Annotated in this window: 15 protein-coding genes; 6 read left to right on the top strand and 9 right to left on the bottom strand. The window is 47.1% G+C overall.

Annotated features, from left to right (window positions below; all coding sequences use genetic code 11):
* Positions 1-168: 168 nt before the first annotated feature.
* Positions 169-867, top strand: coding sequence for a class I SAM-dependent methyltransferase (locus ACQ5BJ_RS20675; RefSeq protein ID WP_289356209.1), 699 nt, complete (start codon positions 169-171; stop codon positions 865-867).
* A 368-nt stretch (positions 868-1,235) separates the two neighbouring features.
* On the opposite strand, the gene ACQ5BJ_RS20670 is transcribed toward ACQ5BJ_RS20675, so the two are convergent.
* Genes ACQ5BJ_RS20670 through ACQ5BJ_RS20660 form a run of 3 tightly spaced genes read right to left on the bottom strand, consistent with a single transcriptional unit; the run spans position 1,236 to position 3,097 of the window.
* Positions 1,236-1,934: a class I SAM-dependent methyltransferase gene (locus ACQ5BJ_RS20670; RefSeq protein ID WP_262866645.1), complete on the bottom strand. Its 699-nt coding sequence runs from the start codon at positions 1,932-1,934 to the stop codon at positions 1,236-1,238.
* A gap of 18 nt (positions 1,935-1,952) precedes the next feature.
* Positions 1,953-2,501 carry a CatB-related O-acetyltransferase gene (locus tag ACQ5BJ_RS20665; protein ID WP_005548660.1) on the bottom strand — a complete coding sequence of 183 codons (549 nt, stop codon included), beginning with the start codon at positions 2,499-2,501 and terminating at the stop codon, positions 1,953-1,955.
* A gap of 26 nt (positions 2,502-2,527) precedes the next feature.
* Positions 2,528-3,097, bottom strand: a complete 570-nt coding sequence (locus ACQ5BJ_RS20660) for a class I SAM-dependent methyltransferase (protein ID WP_268620786.1) — start codon at positions 3,095-3,097, stop codon at positions 2,528-2,530.
* A gap of 196 nt (positions 3,098-3,293) precedes the next feature.
* Between ACQ5BJ_RS20660 and ACQ5BJ_RS20655 the strand changes: the two genes are divergently transcribed.
* From ACQ5BJ_RS20655 to ACQ5BJ_RS20645, 3 genes are read left to right on the top strand one after another with little or no spacing between them, the layout of a single operon-like run.
* Positions 3,294-5,669, top strand: a complete 2,376-nt coding sequence (locus ACQ5BJ_RS20655) for a DUF4214 domain-containing protein (RefSeq protein ID WP_289356208.1) — start codon at positions 3,294-3,296, stop codon at positions 5,667-5,669.
* Positions 5,670-5,703: 34 nt separating this feature from the next.
* Positions 5,704-6,354, top strand: a complete 651-nt coding sequence (locus ACQ5BJ_RS20650; protein WP_005548652.1) for a glycosyltransferase family 2 protein — start codon at positions 5,704-5,706, stop codon at positions 6,352-6,354.
* Between the two features lie 14 nt (positions 6,355-6,368).
* On the top strand, positions 6,369-6,998 hold the full coding sequence (locus tag ACQ5BJ_RS20645; RefSeq protein ID WP_289356207.1) for a DUF1796 family putative cysteine peptidase: 630 nt from the start codon (positions 6,369-6,371) through the stop codon (positions 6,996-6,998).
* Between the two features lie 71 nt (positions 6,999-7,069).
* On the opposite strand, the gene ACQ5BJ_RS20640 is transcribed toward ACQ5BJ_RS20645, so the two are convergent.
* From ACQ5BJ_RS20640 to ACQ5BJ_RS20625, 4 genes are read right to left on the bottom strand one after another with little or no spacing between them, the layout of a single operon-like run.
* Complete coding sequence (locus ACQ5BJ_RS20640; protein ID WP_005548649.1) at positions 7,070-8,110, bottom strand: glycosyltransferase family 4 protein; 1,041 nt, start codon at positions 8,108-8,110, stop codon at positions 7,070-7,072.
* Positions 8,107-8,865 carry a glycosyltransferase family 2 protein gene (locus ACQ5BJ_RS20635; RefSeq protein WP_005548647.1) on the bottom strand — a complete coding sequence of 253 codons (759 nt, stop codon included), beginning with the start codon at positions 8,863-8,865 and terminating at the stop codon, positions 8,107-8,109. Before ACQ5BJ_RS20635 ends, ACQ5BJ_RS20640 begins: the two co-directional genes overlap by 4 nt.
* Positions 8,866-8,883: 18 nt before the next feature.
* On the bottom strand, positions 8,884-9,984 hold the full coding sequence (locus tag ACQ5BJ_RS20630; RefSeq protein WP_268598768.1) for a glycosyltransferase family 4 protein: 1,101 nt from the start codon (positions 9,982-9,984) through the stop codon (positions 8,884-8,886).
* A gap of 18 nt (positions 9,985-10,002) precedes the next feature.
* Positions 10,003-11,181 carry a mannose-1-phosphate guanylyltransferase gene (locus tag ACQ5BJ_RS20625; protein ID WP_430112183.1) on the bottom strand — a complete coding sequence of 393 codons (1,179 nt, stop codon included), beginning with the start codon at positions 11,179-11,181 and terminating at the stop codon, positions 10,003-10,005.
* 159 nt (positions 11,182-11,340) lie between these two features.
* Between ACQ5BJ_RS20625 and mnmH the strand changes: the two genes are divergently transcribed.
* Positions 11,341-12,378: a tRNA 2-selenouridine(34) synthase MnmH gene (mnmH, locus tag ACQ5BJ_RS20620; protein ID WP_005548640.1), complete on the top strand. Its 1,038-nt coding sequence runs from the start codon at positions 11,341-11,343 to the stop codon at positions 12,376-12,378.
* Between the two features lie 27 nt (positions 12,379-12,405).
* Here the strand turns inward: mnmH and ACQ5BJ_RS20615 are convergent, their stop codons facing one another.
* Entirely contained in the window at positions 12,406-13,515 is a 1,110-nt protein-coding gene (locus ACQ5BJ_RS20615; protein WP_268620783.1) for a glycosyltransferase, read from the bottom strand.
* Between the two features lie 151 nt (positions 13,516-13,666).
* Between ACQ5BJ_RS20615 and ACQ5BJ_RS20610 the strand changes: the two genes are divergently transcribed.
* A complete protein-coding gene (locus tag ACQ5BJ_RS20610; RefSeq protein WP_005548634.1) occupies positions 13,667-14,842 on the top strand; it encodes a glycosyltransferase in 1,176 nt (391 codons plus the stop codon).
* Between the two features lie 57 nt (positions 14,843-14,899).
* Here the strand turns inward: ACQ5BJ_RS20610 and ACQ5BJ_RS20605 are convergent, their stop codons facing one another.
* Entirely contained in the window at positions 14,900-16,582 is a 1,683-nt protein-coding gene (locus ACQ5BJ_RS20605) for a DUF4214 domain-containing protein (protein ID WP_262866642.1), read from the bottom strand.
* Positions 16,583-16,607 lie beyond the last annotated feature (25 nt).

Genomic DNA, 16,607 nt, shown 5'->3' with positions numbered 1-16,607 from the left:
GGCACCCCCTTGTTATACGCGAGCTTCTGGTATCATTGTATTCAACTGCCTCCTAAACTAGGATGAATTTCACGCTATTATAAGCAAGTCCCCGTTTTTCGAGAAACGGGCATAGTGTTTATACCAAATATGTTTTTGTGCATATAGTGATATACGGAGGTGAGCAAGGTGCTTGCATTTTGGGAAAGAATCATATTGCCACTATTGCAATCATTTGGCGTAAAACGAATTGTAGAGATTGGTGCGGAGCATGGGTTGAATACAAGCAATTTACTGCAATATTGTCGTGCGGTGAACGGTGAGTTATTTGTTATCGATCCCGCCCCGAGATTTGATATTCTGGAGTATAAAAGGCACTTTCACAAGGAATTTCATATGCTGGTAGATTATAGCTTAGAGGTTCTTCCGAACCTGAATCAATATGATTGTATCCTGATTGACGGGGATCACAATTGGTATACCGTGTATCATGAGCTGAAGCTAGTGGAATTAATGGCTCAGCAGCAAGCGCGATTTCCACTGGTTTTCTTACACGACACACAGTGGCCGTATGGAAGAAGAGATATGTATTATTTTCCTGAATCGATACCGGCTGGCTTTGTCCATCCCTATGCGAAAATGGGAATGGTGCCAGGTATCTTGCAACTCGTACCCCATGGCGGAGCGAACAACATGCTGAACAATGCCCTCTATGAAGGCGGAGAACGCAACGGCGTGCTCACTGCTGTTGAGGATTTCTTGAAACAAACCCCTTGGCATGTAAGCTTTCATCAGGCCTTGTCGAATAGTGGTCTGGGCATTATTACACCGAAGCATGAATCGATCGATGCGCATATTCAAGCCGTTTTGACTAATTCGGGGTTGTAGATGCTAGGGGCTGCAAATGTTTGAAAAAGGAGATGCGGGGCTGAGGCTCCATTATTTAGTATCGATATACTCGTACTGAATCCGATCGAGAGATCGAGATCACGAAGCAATGTGTCAGTATACACCGGCTAGGCCAAATCGGCCATAACCCGTTTACGCTTTTGGAACAAAATAATAAATATTCGAAAAAAAGTGGAGACAAAGATGTGTAGATTCATTATTTAATTATGCCGATGGATATGGGCAGATGCCATGAGAGCATAAAAATCATCCATACTTGTCTCAAGCAAACGCGTATTCTAGCCGCAGATAGTAAAAACGAATCTGCGGCTAGAAATACATACGCCGGCGGTATAATCATTGTATGATTATAGACCTGATCTTTCGATTATGCTTTGAACCTCTCTATTGAAGTAATGATGCGTTTCCGTAAAGTCTGGCATGATGATGCCAAGCCCGAACTGACTGCGCACTCGATGCAGCTGCAGCGGGATGTTAGTTTCCTTCATGAAGTCCTCTACCGCAGTTAACACTCCATTGCGATCCCCATTTTCATAGGCAGCGTTATGGACAGATGAATTATGTCCATTGTCAACGAGTTCATTTATCCCCGGCAAAATCCCTTTTTTTGCGCTAGGCTTGCGATATTCCTCCGGAATAGATTCCGGAAAATAATACATATCCCGTCTGCCGTAGGGCCATTCCAGATCATGCAGGAATATTATCGGGAATTTCTTGATGCGCTCAAATTGCTTCAATTCATTGTATACGGTATACCAATTATGATCGCCATCTATAAAGGCAGCATCGCATGTATGAATATGGGGCAGAACCTTCAAGCTGTAATCCTGAACGAGAAGGAACTTGTGCGCATACATGTGCTTCATTCGCTCAATATCGAACAGAGGATACGGGTCGATGGCTATTAACTGACCATTCTCCACTGGCTTGAGATATTCAAGCAAATTAACAGTGTTATATCCTTGCGCGCATCCTATTTCTACGATCACTTTCGGCCTTGTCAGCTCAAGAATCGGATAAACGACCTGTTTCCAGAAATAAATCACTTCAGTTGCCTCCCATGATCACCACGTTTTGTACGTGAGAATGAATTCTTCGATTCTACTGGAGAGAAGGAGGGGCCATGCGGCTGTGATTTTCTCCAGTGGCCAATCCCACCATGCGATACGCTGCAAATCGTCAATGATGGAAGGGGGGAAGCGATAACGAATCACACGAGCTGGGTTGCCGCCGGCAATCGCATAAGCAGGAATGTCCTTAGTAACGATGCTCCTTGCTGCTATGACTGCGCCGTTGCCAATCGATACTCCAGAAAGAATCAACGAGTCGAAGCCAATCCATACATCGTGGCCAATCGTAACATCTCCCTTTGTTTTGGGATGTCCTAGGAAAGCTGCTGCACTAGGGAATAGTGGGTTGAAGGGGTAGGTGGTAACCCAGTCCACGTTATGTTCGCCGCCCAACATTATTGTCGTATTTAAAGCTAAAGAACAGAACTTTCCGATCGTCAAGGAAGCTTTCTCTCCCCATGTAAAGATGTGAGGAATACCGTAGGTCCAATCACCGATTTGGTATTGTTGAAAAGCTGGGTTATGGTTCAAGAAGATACTCATTCGATCTCCCCCCCTCCCCTGAGATGTTAATGCTGGTGATAGCTTGCTGCTCTCCACATATTTAAGTAATGCTGGAGTGTGGTAATCGTTTCGTCCGATACAGCATTGCCCTTAATACCGATCCCGATGACAGTGTGCGGAAACAATTCCTCCCCAGCATAATCAGTGATAACCGTATCAAATGGTTTCAAAATGCTAGCGAATGCTTGCGGCGTAAAGCGCCAATAATCTGCCGGGTAGTCATGGATTGGGAAATTCATAACAGAAGTAATGATAGCAATACCGTTTGGCTTTAAGATGCGATGCACTTCTTGCATCGCAAGTCGGGGATCCTCCACGTGCTCAAGCGTATCCAAGGAGATAACAAGTCCGGCTGTTTCCGCAGGAAGATCAATATGATGGAGATCCAAGATCATATCTACACCTACACCAGGACGCATATCACATCCGACATAAGGTTTGCCTGGGAAGAAGGGACGCAAATCAGCGAATCCTTCCTGACCTTGCACTTGATACGCTCCAAATTCATATACTGGCACTTCATAGGGGAGAATGTCCGAACATATTTTCACCAAATTTTTAACGATTTGTCTCATTTCTTCACTCCTTATTCATATACCATCACCTAAATCTAGTCTCACTGTATTCAGGAATGATGGAGATGTTGAATAGGCTCCTATCCATTTGTTATTTAGCGCCCTTTTCGGTCAAATACACAGTCAAATTGGAACCTGTGCTAATACACTAATGTAAATGACCGTATCATCCGTAATGTGTATGGAGGGATCGAGTTTGAATATCATCCAGACGTTACACCAGATGTTCCGCTTGGAAGAGGAAGCATTCGTGTCGGAACTATATAGGCAGGTGTTGAACAGAGAGCCGGATTTGGCTGGTCTGAGCCATTTTGTTGGACTGCTGCGCGCAGGGCATACGAAGCTCACGATTATGATTCAGTTCATGAAGAGCAAAGAGTTGAAGCAGGCTTTTACCCGCGAAGGTAGGATCGATATGGGGGGGGCACCTTTTCGTATCTTTCATCGCATTTATTCCTTATTAACGATCGATCCGAATGAATTTCCACATGAGCTATATCGAGAAATGCTTTGCAGAGAAGTAGAAGAGGGTGCATTTTGGCACTATTCCATCCTATTAAGACAGGGAAAGCCTCGTTTCTCGATTATTGTAGGTGTTCTTATGTCGCCTGAATGCCAAATGCTGCTACGTGCCCCCCAAGCGCCAAGACATAATGGACCTGTTGATTTCGGAAGATTTGAAATTTTGGAATACCCTCCCGCCAAGTCGATTGAAAATTGTACACCTGCACCTTCGCTTCGGCGCAAAGTGTCCATTGTCATCCTGACGTGGAACGGATTGGAGCATACGAAGCAATGTCTTGCTTCACTCGCTCCCATGGCTTCCCATGAACTGGTTAATATTGTGGTGCTGGATAACGGGAGTACGGATGGAACCGTAGCTTATCTCCGTGGTTTGAACTGGGTTACGTTAATTGAGAGCCCCCAAAATATTGGCTTTACGGCCGGCAATAATTTTGCGATTGCTCACTGTGATCTGGAAAGCGATATTTTGCTATTGAATAACGATATTTTAATTTCGCAGGCGGATTGGTTGGAGCGGCTGCAGGAGACGGCTTTCTCCTCCCCAGATATCGGAGTAGTGGGCTGCAGATTGCGCGGCGAAGACGGGAAGGTGCAGCATGCAGGGACGTACATTTTTGAGGAAACGTGCTGGGGGCAGCAAATCGGTGGAATGCAGACAGATATACGTCAATATGAAGGTGTACGCGATGTACAAGGGGTTGTATTTGCATGTGCTTATGTGAAGCGCGAACTCATTAATGTCATCGGTTCATTGGATACTGATTATTTTGCGTATTTTGAAGACACAGATTATTGTCTGCGAACGCTGGCCGCAGGATTTCGAGTTATCTACGATGGTCGGGTAACGTTGATTCATGCGCAAAATACTTCTACGAAGGTGAATAATGTAGACTTTAATCAGTTGTTCTTGCAGTCACAAGCTATATTCCGCAATAAATGGGGCCATCATCTTGCAGGGCAATATCAAGCTCACTTGAACTGGCATTCCATCGTCAATCTGCCTAGCGGATATGCGAATTCCTCCCGCAACCTTATGATCGCCCTCGACGAGCAGCATATTAAAATGCATTATCGTTATGTGTATGGCCCCGGAACACCCTTCCATACGAAGGAGCCTAATATGAGCGATGATTATCGCGTAAATATATTCAGCATGCGCAATCGAGATGCATCGGCCCCTGAGGTAGTATACGGACAAGGCGACGTGTTTTTCAAAAATGAGGGCAGATACAAAATCGGCTATACGATGCTGGAAGTGGACGGCTTGCCTGAAGAATGGGTGCGTCAGTGCAATCGAATGAACGAAGTGTGGGTTCCGTCCAGCTTCAATGTGGAAACCTTCCGCAACAGCGGGGTTCATGTCCCGATTCATGTCATCCCATTAGGGATTGATCCGAATTTTTTCAACCCAAACATCCGTTCCTTCCGCTTCTCAGAAAAATTTACGTTTTTGAGTGTATTCGAATGGGGAGAACGTAAGGCCCCTGAGGAAATGCTGCGAACATTCGCAAATGAGTTCGCCTTCGATGATGTGGTGCTCGTCTGCAAAATAACGAACAAAGATCCAGAAGTGAATGTGCGTGCGGAAATTCGGAAGCTGAATCTGAAGCATGCAGAATCCAAGATCATCATTATCGAGAATCAAACCATTCCGTCCTATTTGCTCGGAAGCTTGTATCGTTCGGCAGACTGCTTTGTGTTGCCTACAAGGGGAGAGGGCTGGGGCATGCCGATTTTGGAGTCGATGGCTTGCGGCATTCCGGTTATCGCGACAGATTGGAGCGCACAGCGAGACTTTTTGAACATTCATACCGGGTACCCCATTCAAGTGAAGAGACTGGTTCCGGCTGTAGCAAAATGTCCGTATTATAAAGGTTTTCAGTGGGCAGAACCGGATTATGAGCATCTGGCTCATCTGATGCGCCATGTATATGAGAATCAAGAGATAGTGAAGGAGCGAAGCCTGTACATCTCGCAACTAGTGCTGTCACACTGGACGTGGGAAAATTCCGCGAAAAAAATAGCGGAACGGGTTCGGCATTTATAACGGTGTAAGGAAAAGAAAAAAGGAGTGAGTGGCTATGCGTTACGTTGTGGGAATCCCGTACGTGAACCGCAAAGATTTATTGTACCGGGCAATAGACAGTATTGAGCTGTATAGAAAACATACTTACGTATTGGATAACTCTCCAACGCGCGAGCTGAGATATGACAGTGAATTGTCGCGGCGTGTTACCGTGTATGAGCCTCCTGTACCGCTGACATTTACCCAATCGATGAATTGGTTCCAGAAGGTGGCTGCCGATCAGGAAGCCGATGCGGTGTTCTATATGCATAATGATGCAGAGGCGCATCCGGGTACGCCAGAAGCATTTTTGGCCGTGCTTGAGGAACTGAAGAATAGTGGACGAAAGTGGGGGCTTGCCTTAACGAACTTTGATGCACTCGCTGCTTACAATATGGAGGCGGTAAGAGCTGCAGGATCATGGGATACTGTGTTCAGCAGTTATTTTGCCGATATAGACTATCATCGCAGGTTAAGACTTGCTGGTTATGATGAAGTGTTTACAGGGTTGGCGGTCGATCATCATGTAAGCTCAACAAGAAAGTCAGATGCTCGTTATAACTTTATTATTGATACCACCTGGCCCTTGTATGAACGGTATTATGAGCTGAAGTGGGGCGGCAAGATGGCTGAGGAAACATATATGACACCATTCAATCTTACGTAGTGGAGGAGATTGTCGTGCTGCTGTCTGACGTCAATGGGGTATACGACGCCGTATACAGCCTAGGTTCTAATTGCTACCCCGCACAGCGATTAGAACGTTATGGCTTGCGGCCATATAGCGGTGTGATCGATTGGATGTATTCCAATTCGACGCCAGGGGTAAGTATGCTGCTTCGCAATCGATTTGCCAAGTTCATGCATCCCGATCACTTTGTCGTGGAAAGCATCGTGTTTTACCATAACTATTGTGTGAGAGATCGGGTGTATCATGTCCAGTCTGTACATGATTTTTTGCATTCGGCTCGGCGGAGGGGAATTGCCTTAAAATATCCGACATTCATGGAGACCTTGCAGCGAAGAATTCATCGCTTCCTAACGAAGGCGGAGCACAGCAAGCGCCTCTTCTTCCTCCGTATGAACGCCTCCTATGATGAAGCCGCGGAGCTGGAGGCTGCTCTGGCTTCGCTCGTAAAGCACCAATTCAGCTTGCTGGTTGTGAATCCCGGCAGCGAGTATCGAGTAGTAGATCTGAACTGGCCGCTCGCCAATACATGTGGGCTAATGCTCCCTATTGGCTGGGATGAAGAGTGCGATAGAGTATGGAATGAAGTATTTGCCCATATCCGATATGAGGCTGCTAAATAAGATTCGTGCCGCTGGACATGAAATAGGCCCCACTCCGATAACAATCGGGTGGGGCCTATTTCATGGAACATTTACCGTTGCAATTGCGGCGCCACAGCGTGAAACACATTCGTCAAATTATTCATGATGCGCGGCCAATTGTAGTGCTGTGCCGTCGCCATGGCATTGGCCGTGATGTAGGCGGCGAATTGAGGATCGGTCAGTATGCGCAGGATACCTTGCGAAACGCCGGCAACATCCCCTTTTTCCACCAGAATACAATTCCACTCATTGTGACAGAATTCCTCGTTTCCTTCTGCCTTGGTAGTTACCACCGGAGCTCCGCAGGCCATTGCCTCTAATATAGGAAGCCCGAAGCCCTCGTGATAGGAGGTTTGGACGAATACTCCACAGTTGGCGTATAAATAGGCAACATGATGATCATCAGGATGAGAGAAATGTAAATGAGAGATCCCTTGCAGATGAGGCGGTTCTACGCCAAAGGTGATCATCGATGCTTGCGGAAGCCTGGAGCATACATCTTTCGCAGCTTGAACCGTAATATCAAAGCCTTTCAAATGCTGGCTCCGGCGGCTGCAGGCAAGAATCCGGAAAGGATCATAATCATGGGTGCGGTTCGGCTTATACAGATCGAAGTCTACCGCAATGGAAATATTGCTTGCGTGCTGCTGGAATCGCTCTAGCAGTTGCTTGGTCGTCCAATCCGCTATGGTCATCATATGCACGGGAACGCGGTACGTATTCCGAACTCGCTCTTGCATATCATTCCAGTTCGGGTAATAGCTTTCTTCAATATCCTGCACAAGGTACAGCGGCACGCCGCTTCCGCCACGATTGCGGTCACAGCTGTGCCATACGGCGGAGAGTGTTTTCCACCATGTTGCGACCTTAATGCAGTTCATTTGCTTCAAGTAGCGCATCATGGACGTATAATTGGCGAAGCGGCGAACAGGCACTTTAAGCGGGAACCAGTTTGGCTGCTTATCCAGCGCAAATAAATGTACTTTGACACCCATATCATGCAGTCGATTGACTTGCTCGAATACGTTGCGGATGCCGCCGGACAAGCCGGTCAATTCAAGCACGTATACGACTTCGAGAGGAGCTGTCATCGGATGATTTTCCCTCCCCATTTCATCCAGAATTTTTTTCTTGCTTCCATTTCTTTTTGTCTCCAATAGGGATTTTTGTTTGCTTTCGTCGTGCCTCGAGTATACCCTTCGGCATGGAGCGCACAGGCAGTTCCACAATATACAACACGGTAGCCATGCATCTTGGCGCGATAACAGAGGTCAACATCCTCAAAAGCAATGAAAAAGTCCTCGGATAATAGGCCAACCTGGTCGAGGAGCTGTCTACGTATGAGCATTAAAGCACCGGTTACAGCATTCATATCCTCCACGGCCAAGGCAGGCTCGTAGTCGGCGGGCTGCCGGCGGTAGCGGTGATCGAAATGCCCCTTTGCTGTCGGGATAACACCGCCATGCTGTATCGTTCTATCTGGGTAGAGAAGTCTCGCACCGACGATGCCGATTGCGGGATCACTATTCATGGTAGCGATCAGATGGTGGAGCCATCCGGGTTCATGAAAAAATACGTCATTATTGACGAGCAAGATGTACTGTCCCTTGGCGTGCCGAATGCCCAAATTGACGCTATGACTGAAGCCGTTATTGTTCGGCTTGGCAATGAATTGGACTTGAAGAGGAGCTGCCCATCTTGCCAACTCCTCCTGTATAGAGCCAGAGCTTCCATCATCGACAACGATAATTTCATAGGGTAAGTCGTGCACGGTATGGATGAAGCTGTGCACGCAATGCTTAACGAGATCGGTGTGATGGATTGTAGGAACAATGACACTAATCATAAGGTTGCCATCTCCCTTTTAACGCGAAGATATTTCCTGTAGACGATGCAGCATACGGGCTGCGCTTGCTTGCCATGTGAATTGCTCCTTTACCGTATGTCGTCCAAGAGCGGCCTTGGCGGCGGCTTCTTCCCGATTCACATACACATGCCTCATCAGTTGCCTTAAGTGCATGAGGTCAGGAACTGCCCACAGCATGCGGGAATTCCCAGGGTGAGCCGGCGCGAACTTTTGGACGGAGATAAGATATCCGTTGGCATCATTGACGAAATCAAGATGAGCCGACCAGCGTGTTGTAATGACAGGAAGGCCTGAAGCCATTGCCTCCATGACGGTTAAGCTCCACCCTTCCCCCCGAGTAGGGAGCACGTAGCTGTCGGCACTGTTGTAGAGCATTGCCAATTCCGGTTCACTCCAACTGTGTATGGCAGAGATAAGAATGATTGAGGAACGGGACTTTCCTGCCGTCTTGAAGGCAATTGAATCAATATAGGCTTGCTGACGGCCGATCTCCTCTTCCGTAGTGGAACGCGTTTTAATGATGAGGCACACATCCTCGGACTCTGCAAATTCTTCGAGGAAGGCGGTAATTAAGATGTCAATGCCTTTGCGATCATCGAAGGAGCAGACGGATAAGAAGGTATAGCTTCGTTTGCCGGGAATCGGGAGCGGAGGATGATCGGGAGAGAACATGGTTGAATCGATACCGTATGGCATCACTTGAATTTTGTGCAAGGGAACTCCGGAACGGTGGAAGGTTTCCCGATTGAAGCTGGACGGCACCCATACTTCATCCATGCTGCTGCATCTTCTGGACCACATGAATGGTAGTCGACTGCATTCGTACATGGTCATGCCAATGGTGAATCGATGAATGTCCTTCACAAATTGAATCGCAGGGTAGTGAGTAAATACAATATGATTCTCTGGCAGTGGAGCGTGTGAAATCGCCTGCAAAGCAGCTTCTATGTCTGGCTCCATGGGAACTCTGACGACTTCAGGATGAATCGGAGTATAGTGAAATTGCACACCCATCTTCATAAGTTCAAGGACGACATGACGATTCGCCTTCGCATATCCAGTCGGTTCAAATATGGTGCCGATATTGTGAACATACATTGCGTCCGTTCCACCTCTCTACAAAAACGTGCTATATCCAAGCAACTTTAAATGCTCCACCATTTTTTTGATATCCTGCGTCCTTTCTTTCGGGCAGACGAGCACCACATCATCTGTAGCGACAACGACCAAATCCTCAATCCCGACAGTCGCTATCAGCTGCTCTGTTGCCCCATAAATGATACAGCGTTCCGTATCGATCCCTTCATAGAGACCATGAACAATATTAAGATGAGCATCAGATTGATGAATGCGCTCCAGCGCATTCCAATTGCCGAGATCATCCCAGCCGTAATGGACAGGAATCATATAAATGGATTCACATTTTTCGATGACGCCATAGTCAATGGATTGCTTCTTGAGACTACTGTATGCGGTTCTGAGCTGTTGTTGACCGTTCTCTTGACCGTTCAACATGGCCTTCATATCTAATAAGGCCTGGTACAGCTCAGGAAGGTGCAGATGAATCAGGTTCATAATCGTCGAAGCTCTCCAAATAAATGTCCCTGTGTTCCAATAGTGGCATCCGTCTGCGAAAATATTGGTCGCAATGTTCAGGTCGGGCTTTTCGATAAATTTTTCGACTGGGGTAATTATGGCTGACTTCGTTGCTGCTGAACTTCCTATGTTTCCTATTCCTCCTGCACTTCCAGAATGGCCAATGCTCTCCGCGTTCTGCTGGATACGAATGTAGCCATATCCAGTTTCGGGACGTGTTGGCTTGACGCCTAACGTAACGACACATTGCTCCTGTTCGGCACGATAGACGGCTGACCGCAATGCTTCATGAAAAGCATCCGTATCAGAGATATAGTGATCAGACGGTAATGTAATCAGAACAGGATCCTCGTCAGCCGCTATCATGTGAAGCGCAGAAAGACCGATACAGGCGGCTGTATCTCTCGCCATCGGCTCGACAATAATGTTCTTGAGCGGGAAATCTGGAAGTTGCCTGCGAATGATAGGAATGTACTCTTCAAGGGATACGATATAGATATGTTCGAGCGGCATATATTCAAGCATTCGCTGCAGTGTATCGGCGATCATGGATTGCTGGTGAAGAATGGGCAAAAATTGCTTGGGATAGTCTGCTCGGCTGAAAGGCCAAAATCTGGTTCCGGTTCCGCCAGCCAATATAACTGCCTTAACGGTCGCGATGTGAAACACCTCCTGAAAAAAGACAGTGATGACAATCATGGGTTATTACTACATATGTACCTAGTGGGGAAAAGGGCACGGCGATTGTCGGAGTGGATTTCTGAGGCGGAATGCTATAGTCTTAAAAGTAGATCGAAATCGAGAAAATATGTTGAGATTCGTCATAGTATAGCAAGTGACAACAAGAGGTGAGAGGGTATGCACGATATTTCATTAGAACAGTGTATGGCATTGCGGGTCAAGGAGGCAACGCTTGTTGATGTGCGTTCGCCAGGAGAATTCGCTGAATTCCGAATACCAGGAAGCATTAATATTCCCTTGTTCAACAATGAAGAACGGGCGGAAATCGGAACGATATACAAGCAGATAAGTATAGAAGCGGCCAAAGAGCGGGGCTTAGAGATCGCATCAGCCAAGCTTCCCCTATTATATAAGCAATTCAAGGAGCTGCCTGGTACGATCGTCATTTACTGCTGGCGGGGCGGCATGCGAAGCCGTACAATGGCTACGTGCATGTCTTTGATGGGGCTGAAGCCATACCGACTGTCAGGCGGCATTCGCACCTATCGTCAATGGATTCAAGAATCACTGGAGCAATATGAATGGCGAGTTCCGTGTGTGGTATTGTCAGGACATACGGGAACAGGGAAGACCGATATTCTGCGCCGTTTGCAAACAGAGGGATATCCCGTGCTTGATTTGGAAGAGATGGCCGGACACCGGGGATCTGTATTCGGACATATCGGACAAGCTCCGAATAATCAGAAAATGTTCGATGCCATGCTGTACGAGAAGATGGAGCAGATGAAGGCCGCAAAAGTCCCTTGCATCCTGCTTGAGGCGGAAAGTCGAAGAATTGGCAAGGTCATGCTGCCTGAATTCCTGATGAACGCCAAGAAAGCCGGCACGGTGCTTGATATCCAACTGCCGATACAGGAGCGGGTTCGAAATATCGTAAAGGAATATGAGCCGTCCAAGCATCCGATGGCCATTCGTGAAGCCTTTGCACGCATTCAGCGCCGTATGCATACGCCACATGCGCACGCTATTGCTGAGGCTCTTCGCATGGAGAACTATGGGGAAGCTGTGTCGCTCATGCTTACACACTACTATGATTCCCGGTACGATCATGCTTCCATCGGCTATGAAGGAGAGATACATTCAATTGCGGCAGCACATGTAGATGATGCATTGCGACAAATTAAGGCCCATCTTGGACGAATGGGACTATCATAGCACGAGTTACAGGCTTCACCTTTACCGTTAGGCGAAGGTGAAGCCTGTTGTCTGCGACAGGGCTGAAATGAGATCCTGTGCAGCCTTCTCCGGTGAAAAATGAGAAAGTGTATGCTGCATGGCAATTTGTCCCTTGATGGCAGCTTCCTCATAATTGGATACTACGTTCCGCATTAAGCAGCGCAGTGCTTCGATCGATGATTCGGCCCACAACTGATCCGGCTGATATCCTTGATAATAAGGCTGAGGGGTTACAGGGACGAGATGGTAGGGAATTAAGTAGCTGTTATATTCATTCAAAAAATCTAGATGGCCGCCCCATCCGGTCACAATAATAGGCACTCCCCGCATAGCGGCTTCCAACACAGGGTAACCGACACCTTCCCCACGGCTCGGCAGCACAAAAGCATGACTGCTTCGATATAAGGCATCCATCTCCATCTCACTGCGCAGCTCCAGATCAAGATAGACAGGCGCGGGATGATGTGGTAACTGGAGTTCTTTCTTCAAACGCTCCACAATATGATACAAGTCTGGAGAACCTGCGGTCTTAATAATGAGAGAAACAGGATCATTTGCGGTAAATTCACTCCAAAATGCTTTGAGCAAAATATCGATTCCTTTGCGATCGATCCAAGAGCAAACGGATAAAAAACGAAATGGCGGCAAATGGTTTACATATGCGGGTGTGTATTCTAGCGAAGGTGGATGAAAGGGCTCGGATAGACAAGGCCGAACGTGATACAGCGGTACTTGGACACCGGATTGACGAAATACGCTGATGTTATGGATGCTGGGCAATAGAACGCCGCTCATTTGATTCGCTTGCTTAATCCAGTTATCCGGTATTTTGGAGGTTTCCCAATAGGTAAATCCGAAAGAAGCTCGTAGCTTTCTTCGCCAAAAATCCGGGATGTAGTGATAGACGCTAACTCGCTGCACAGTGCTACGCCGCTTTCGGAGCATGTGCTCCAGCACGGCTCGTTGTTCGGCTGGTAGCCCTACCTGCGGCAGCCCTTGATAGGTTTCAAGCTTCACATCTACTCCGGCAGCATGCAATGCGAGTACATATTCTCTGGTTGCCTTGGCATATCCACTGGAATCAAATGCAGCGCCATGCCATATGATTTGCGCCATCCTCATGTCCCCTCCAATCTCTATCGTCATTTTACTCGCAAACCGGCACAATGTGTCACGGCTATTCCCACGAATCTTAGCACAGAAGGCCGCATATTGATTAACTGATTGACTGCATTCAGCGAGATATTGCGTCTAAGGAGTGAGGATAATGAGGATTATGATATGGTGTGCCAATATGATATCTGCTGGTGGTGGAGCCAGATTATTATCAAATATGCTGCCTGCCATGGCCAGACAGGTTGATATTGATCTTGTCAGACTAGTCATCTCGCCTGATACGAAATTCAAGGAGCGTTTGGATACATCCGGCTACCCCAATATTGATATTGTGTATTTTAGCGGAAGCATTCAATCGCCCGAAGCAAGTATACTATTAGCGGATTGTCATGTTGTTTATTTCTTTTGGCCGCATGGGCCAGCTTATGTGAAGGTAGCTCTTCCGACGATATGCACCTTTCATGATGCAACGATCTTTGACTTTGTACCACCATATGTGTCAGGCTCAATCATCCAGCAAGCTTGGCGGGACGCACAGGAATGGCTACGTAATATGACCTCGATTGTCGTGTCTTCGCGTCATGTGCAAAATCGATTAATTCATTATTTCGGTGAGGTGGGCAATAACGCGACTATTATCCCACATGCCATATTGCCCGCAGATCCAATAAAACACTTGAACAAGGAGACGATAAGTGCTGATGTCGCTGTACGTCTCCCGCCGCTATATATCGTATATCCGAGTAATATATCTCCGCACAAAAACCACTATAATTTGCTGCTGGGCTATTCCCGCTGCACCGCTTCTGGCAAAGTTCCTCTCGTTTTGTTTGGCCATAATACGGAATTGCTGCGCTCTGCTCCTCCACTGTGGCCGGAACAGATGTATGTGCCTACGCTGATATCATTAATGGAGAGATCGGGACTCCGCGTGGATGCAGACATTTATCCATTGGGATTCATTCAGGATTCGAATGTGATTCCTATAATCAGGAAAGCCCAGGCGCTCATTATGCCGAGCATGTCAGAGGGTGGCGGGAGCTACCCTGTTGAAGAAGCACTGCGGCTCGGAGTACCAGTACTATGCTCAGATATCCCTGTAATGAGAGAACATTTGGCAAGGCATAGTGCAGATATCCTTTGGTTCGATCCAGAATCTCCGGATTCCATCGCTCAGGCATTGCAGCTTCTTTTTGATAACTACAATCATTATAAATCGTCAGCGCAGCAAGGCATGCATGATCCGACGGATACATGGGATCAGATCGCGAGTCAATATATACATGTATTCCGTGTAGCGTACTTGAAATATTACGGCATGATATAGAACGTTTGCTGCTAGGCTAGGTACGTGTTTGTCTATATTAGAGCCGAGAGATAAGGCTTATAAGGAATTAGTTGCTACGTGCTGGAGCAGGGCATAGTACTCGTTGGCTACATCCGACCAGCTTCGCTGCAAGGCTCCTTGAATGACTTCCTGCTGCCTAGGCAGCAAAGTATAGCGGAATACCCAAAGCGCTCTCATACTAGCTACAATTTCATCTACAGAGTAAGGATTAAAAGCAAGGAAGGCGCTCATGTCCGAAATAAGTTCATTCGATACTTCGATATTGGCGGCGGCAACAGGAGTTCCGACTGTCAAGGATTCAAGTATCGGGAATGGGCAGCTGCCTTCAAACAAGGTTGGAACGATGGTGCCTACTGCGTATTTGTATAGGGAAGGCAGGTCGGAGGTCGGAATTCTGCCAATGAACATGAGACCGTTCAATATTTCAGGATCATGGATCTGGTGCAGCATGTGCATGACTTCTGCCTGCTTTGGATTGTTAGATAATTGATCTGTAAAAACAAGGCGCAGGCGAGAGTGGTATCCATCGATGGACTGTCTGAATTTAATATAGGCAGCGATGAGCCGTTCAAAGTTTTTGTGAAGGCGAAGTACAGTTGGAAATACCATGTATTCATAAGGAAGTTGATATTTCATTCTGAAATGGGCTTCATTCAGGAATGAAAATGACTGATACTCGTCACTGGGTGGAGCGAGCCGGATGACATGTGTTTTGTGAACAGGCAAACCGGCAATTCCGATCGCGTGATGAGTTCGTACATAATTCGAGTTCGAGACAACTGCGGCGGCTTTGTGCAAAATATAGTACCCGTTGCGATCCACCCGATGGCAAAACTCCGGATAGGTGGAGAAATAAAGCTCTTTAAACTGATGGTGCACGAGATCATGCAGGCATAGGATGTATGGCTTTCTTAAAAACATAGCTAGATCAAGTGTAAGAATCGGCACAATCCATACCTCAGCAGGCACATGAGTATTAAAGTGTTCTACATTGTTGTGATGATGAATATGGACGCGGCCAGGAAACATATTCCTGAGAGGAGAGAAGGTGTGTTCAGCATCTGCAAAATTGTATCCCGTCGCAGCAATATGAATGTGTATATGCGGAAAATTAGTCAACATGCCTCTCGTCAGCCGGTAGAGAAAACGTCCAATTCCCTCTCCATCCATGGCAAGTGGATGCGGATAGGCCAGAAATATCCCCACATGCTGCACGATTCCCGAGAGAGCTGCGGGGACAGACGGATCGGGTTTCAACGGAGGCAGCGGCTGTGCAAGCAGGTGATGGAATTCCGGGGAATTAAAAAATTGCCGAATCATGAGCTTTTTGCTATGTCGGGCCTGTAATCCTTGTATATGACTTCGCAAGCCTAACGTATCTGGACAGCGGCACAACAGTTCATCGTAGAGCGAATGAATAAAGAAAAAAGGCTCTGCAGCGTAAAAACGCCGAAAAAGGTTTGCTGCGGTAAGGGCCTCCGTGGGAATAAAACTGGCAGGAGGCCGAAGATAGTTTTGTTCTGCTTCACTACTGCACATGACTTGCTCAATAATGGCTGCCTTTGTTTTGTGAGAAGCCAGCAGCCTTGAATAGTGCTGATATTCTATTGCTCCCGGCTCCCGGTGGAGGAATTGCCGGAAGAGCTCTGCGATGAAATGGTTCCCATCAAGCCGTATAATTGCTTGTATGAAATGGATAATTCGAAACTGCTGGTTCAAAGGTGTCTCCTCCTAACAGCTCAGT

The sequence above is a fragment of the Paenibacillus sp. B1-35 genome (genome assembly GCF_050474385.1).
GTDB lineage: Bacteria > Bacillota > Bacilli > Paenibacillales > Paenibacillaceae > Paenibacillus_B > Paenibacillus_B alvei.
The sequence above is the reverse complement of the archived record's forward strand: the minus strand, read 5'-3'. Positions and strand labels throughout refer to the sequence as shown.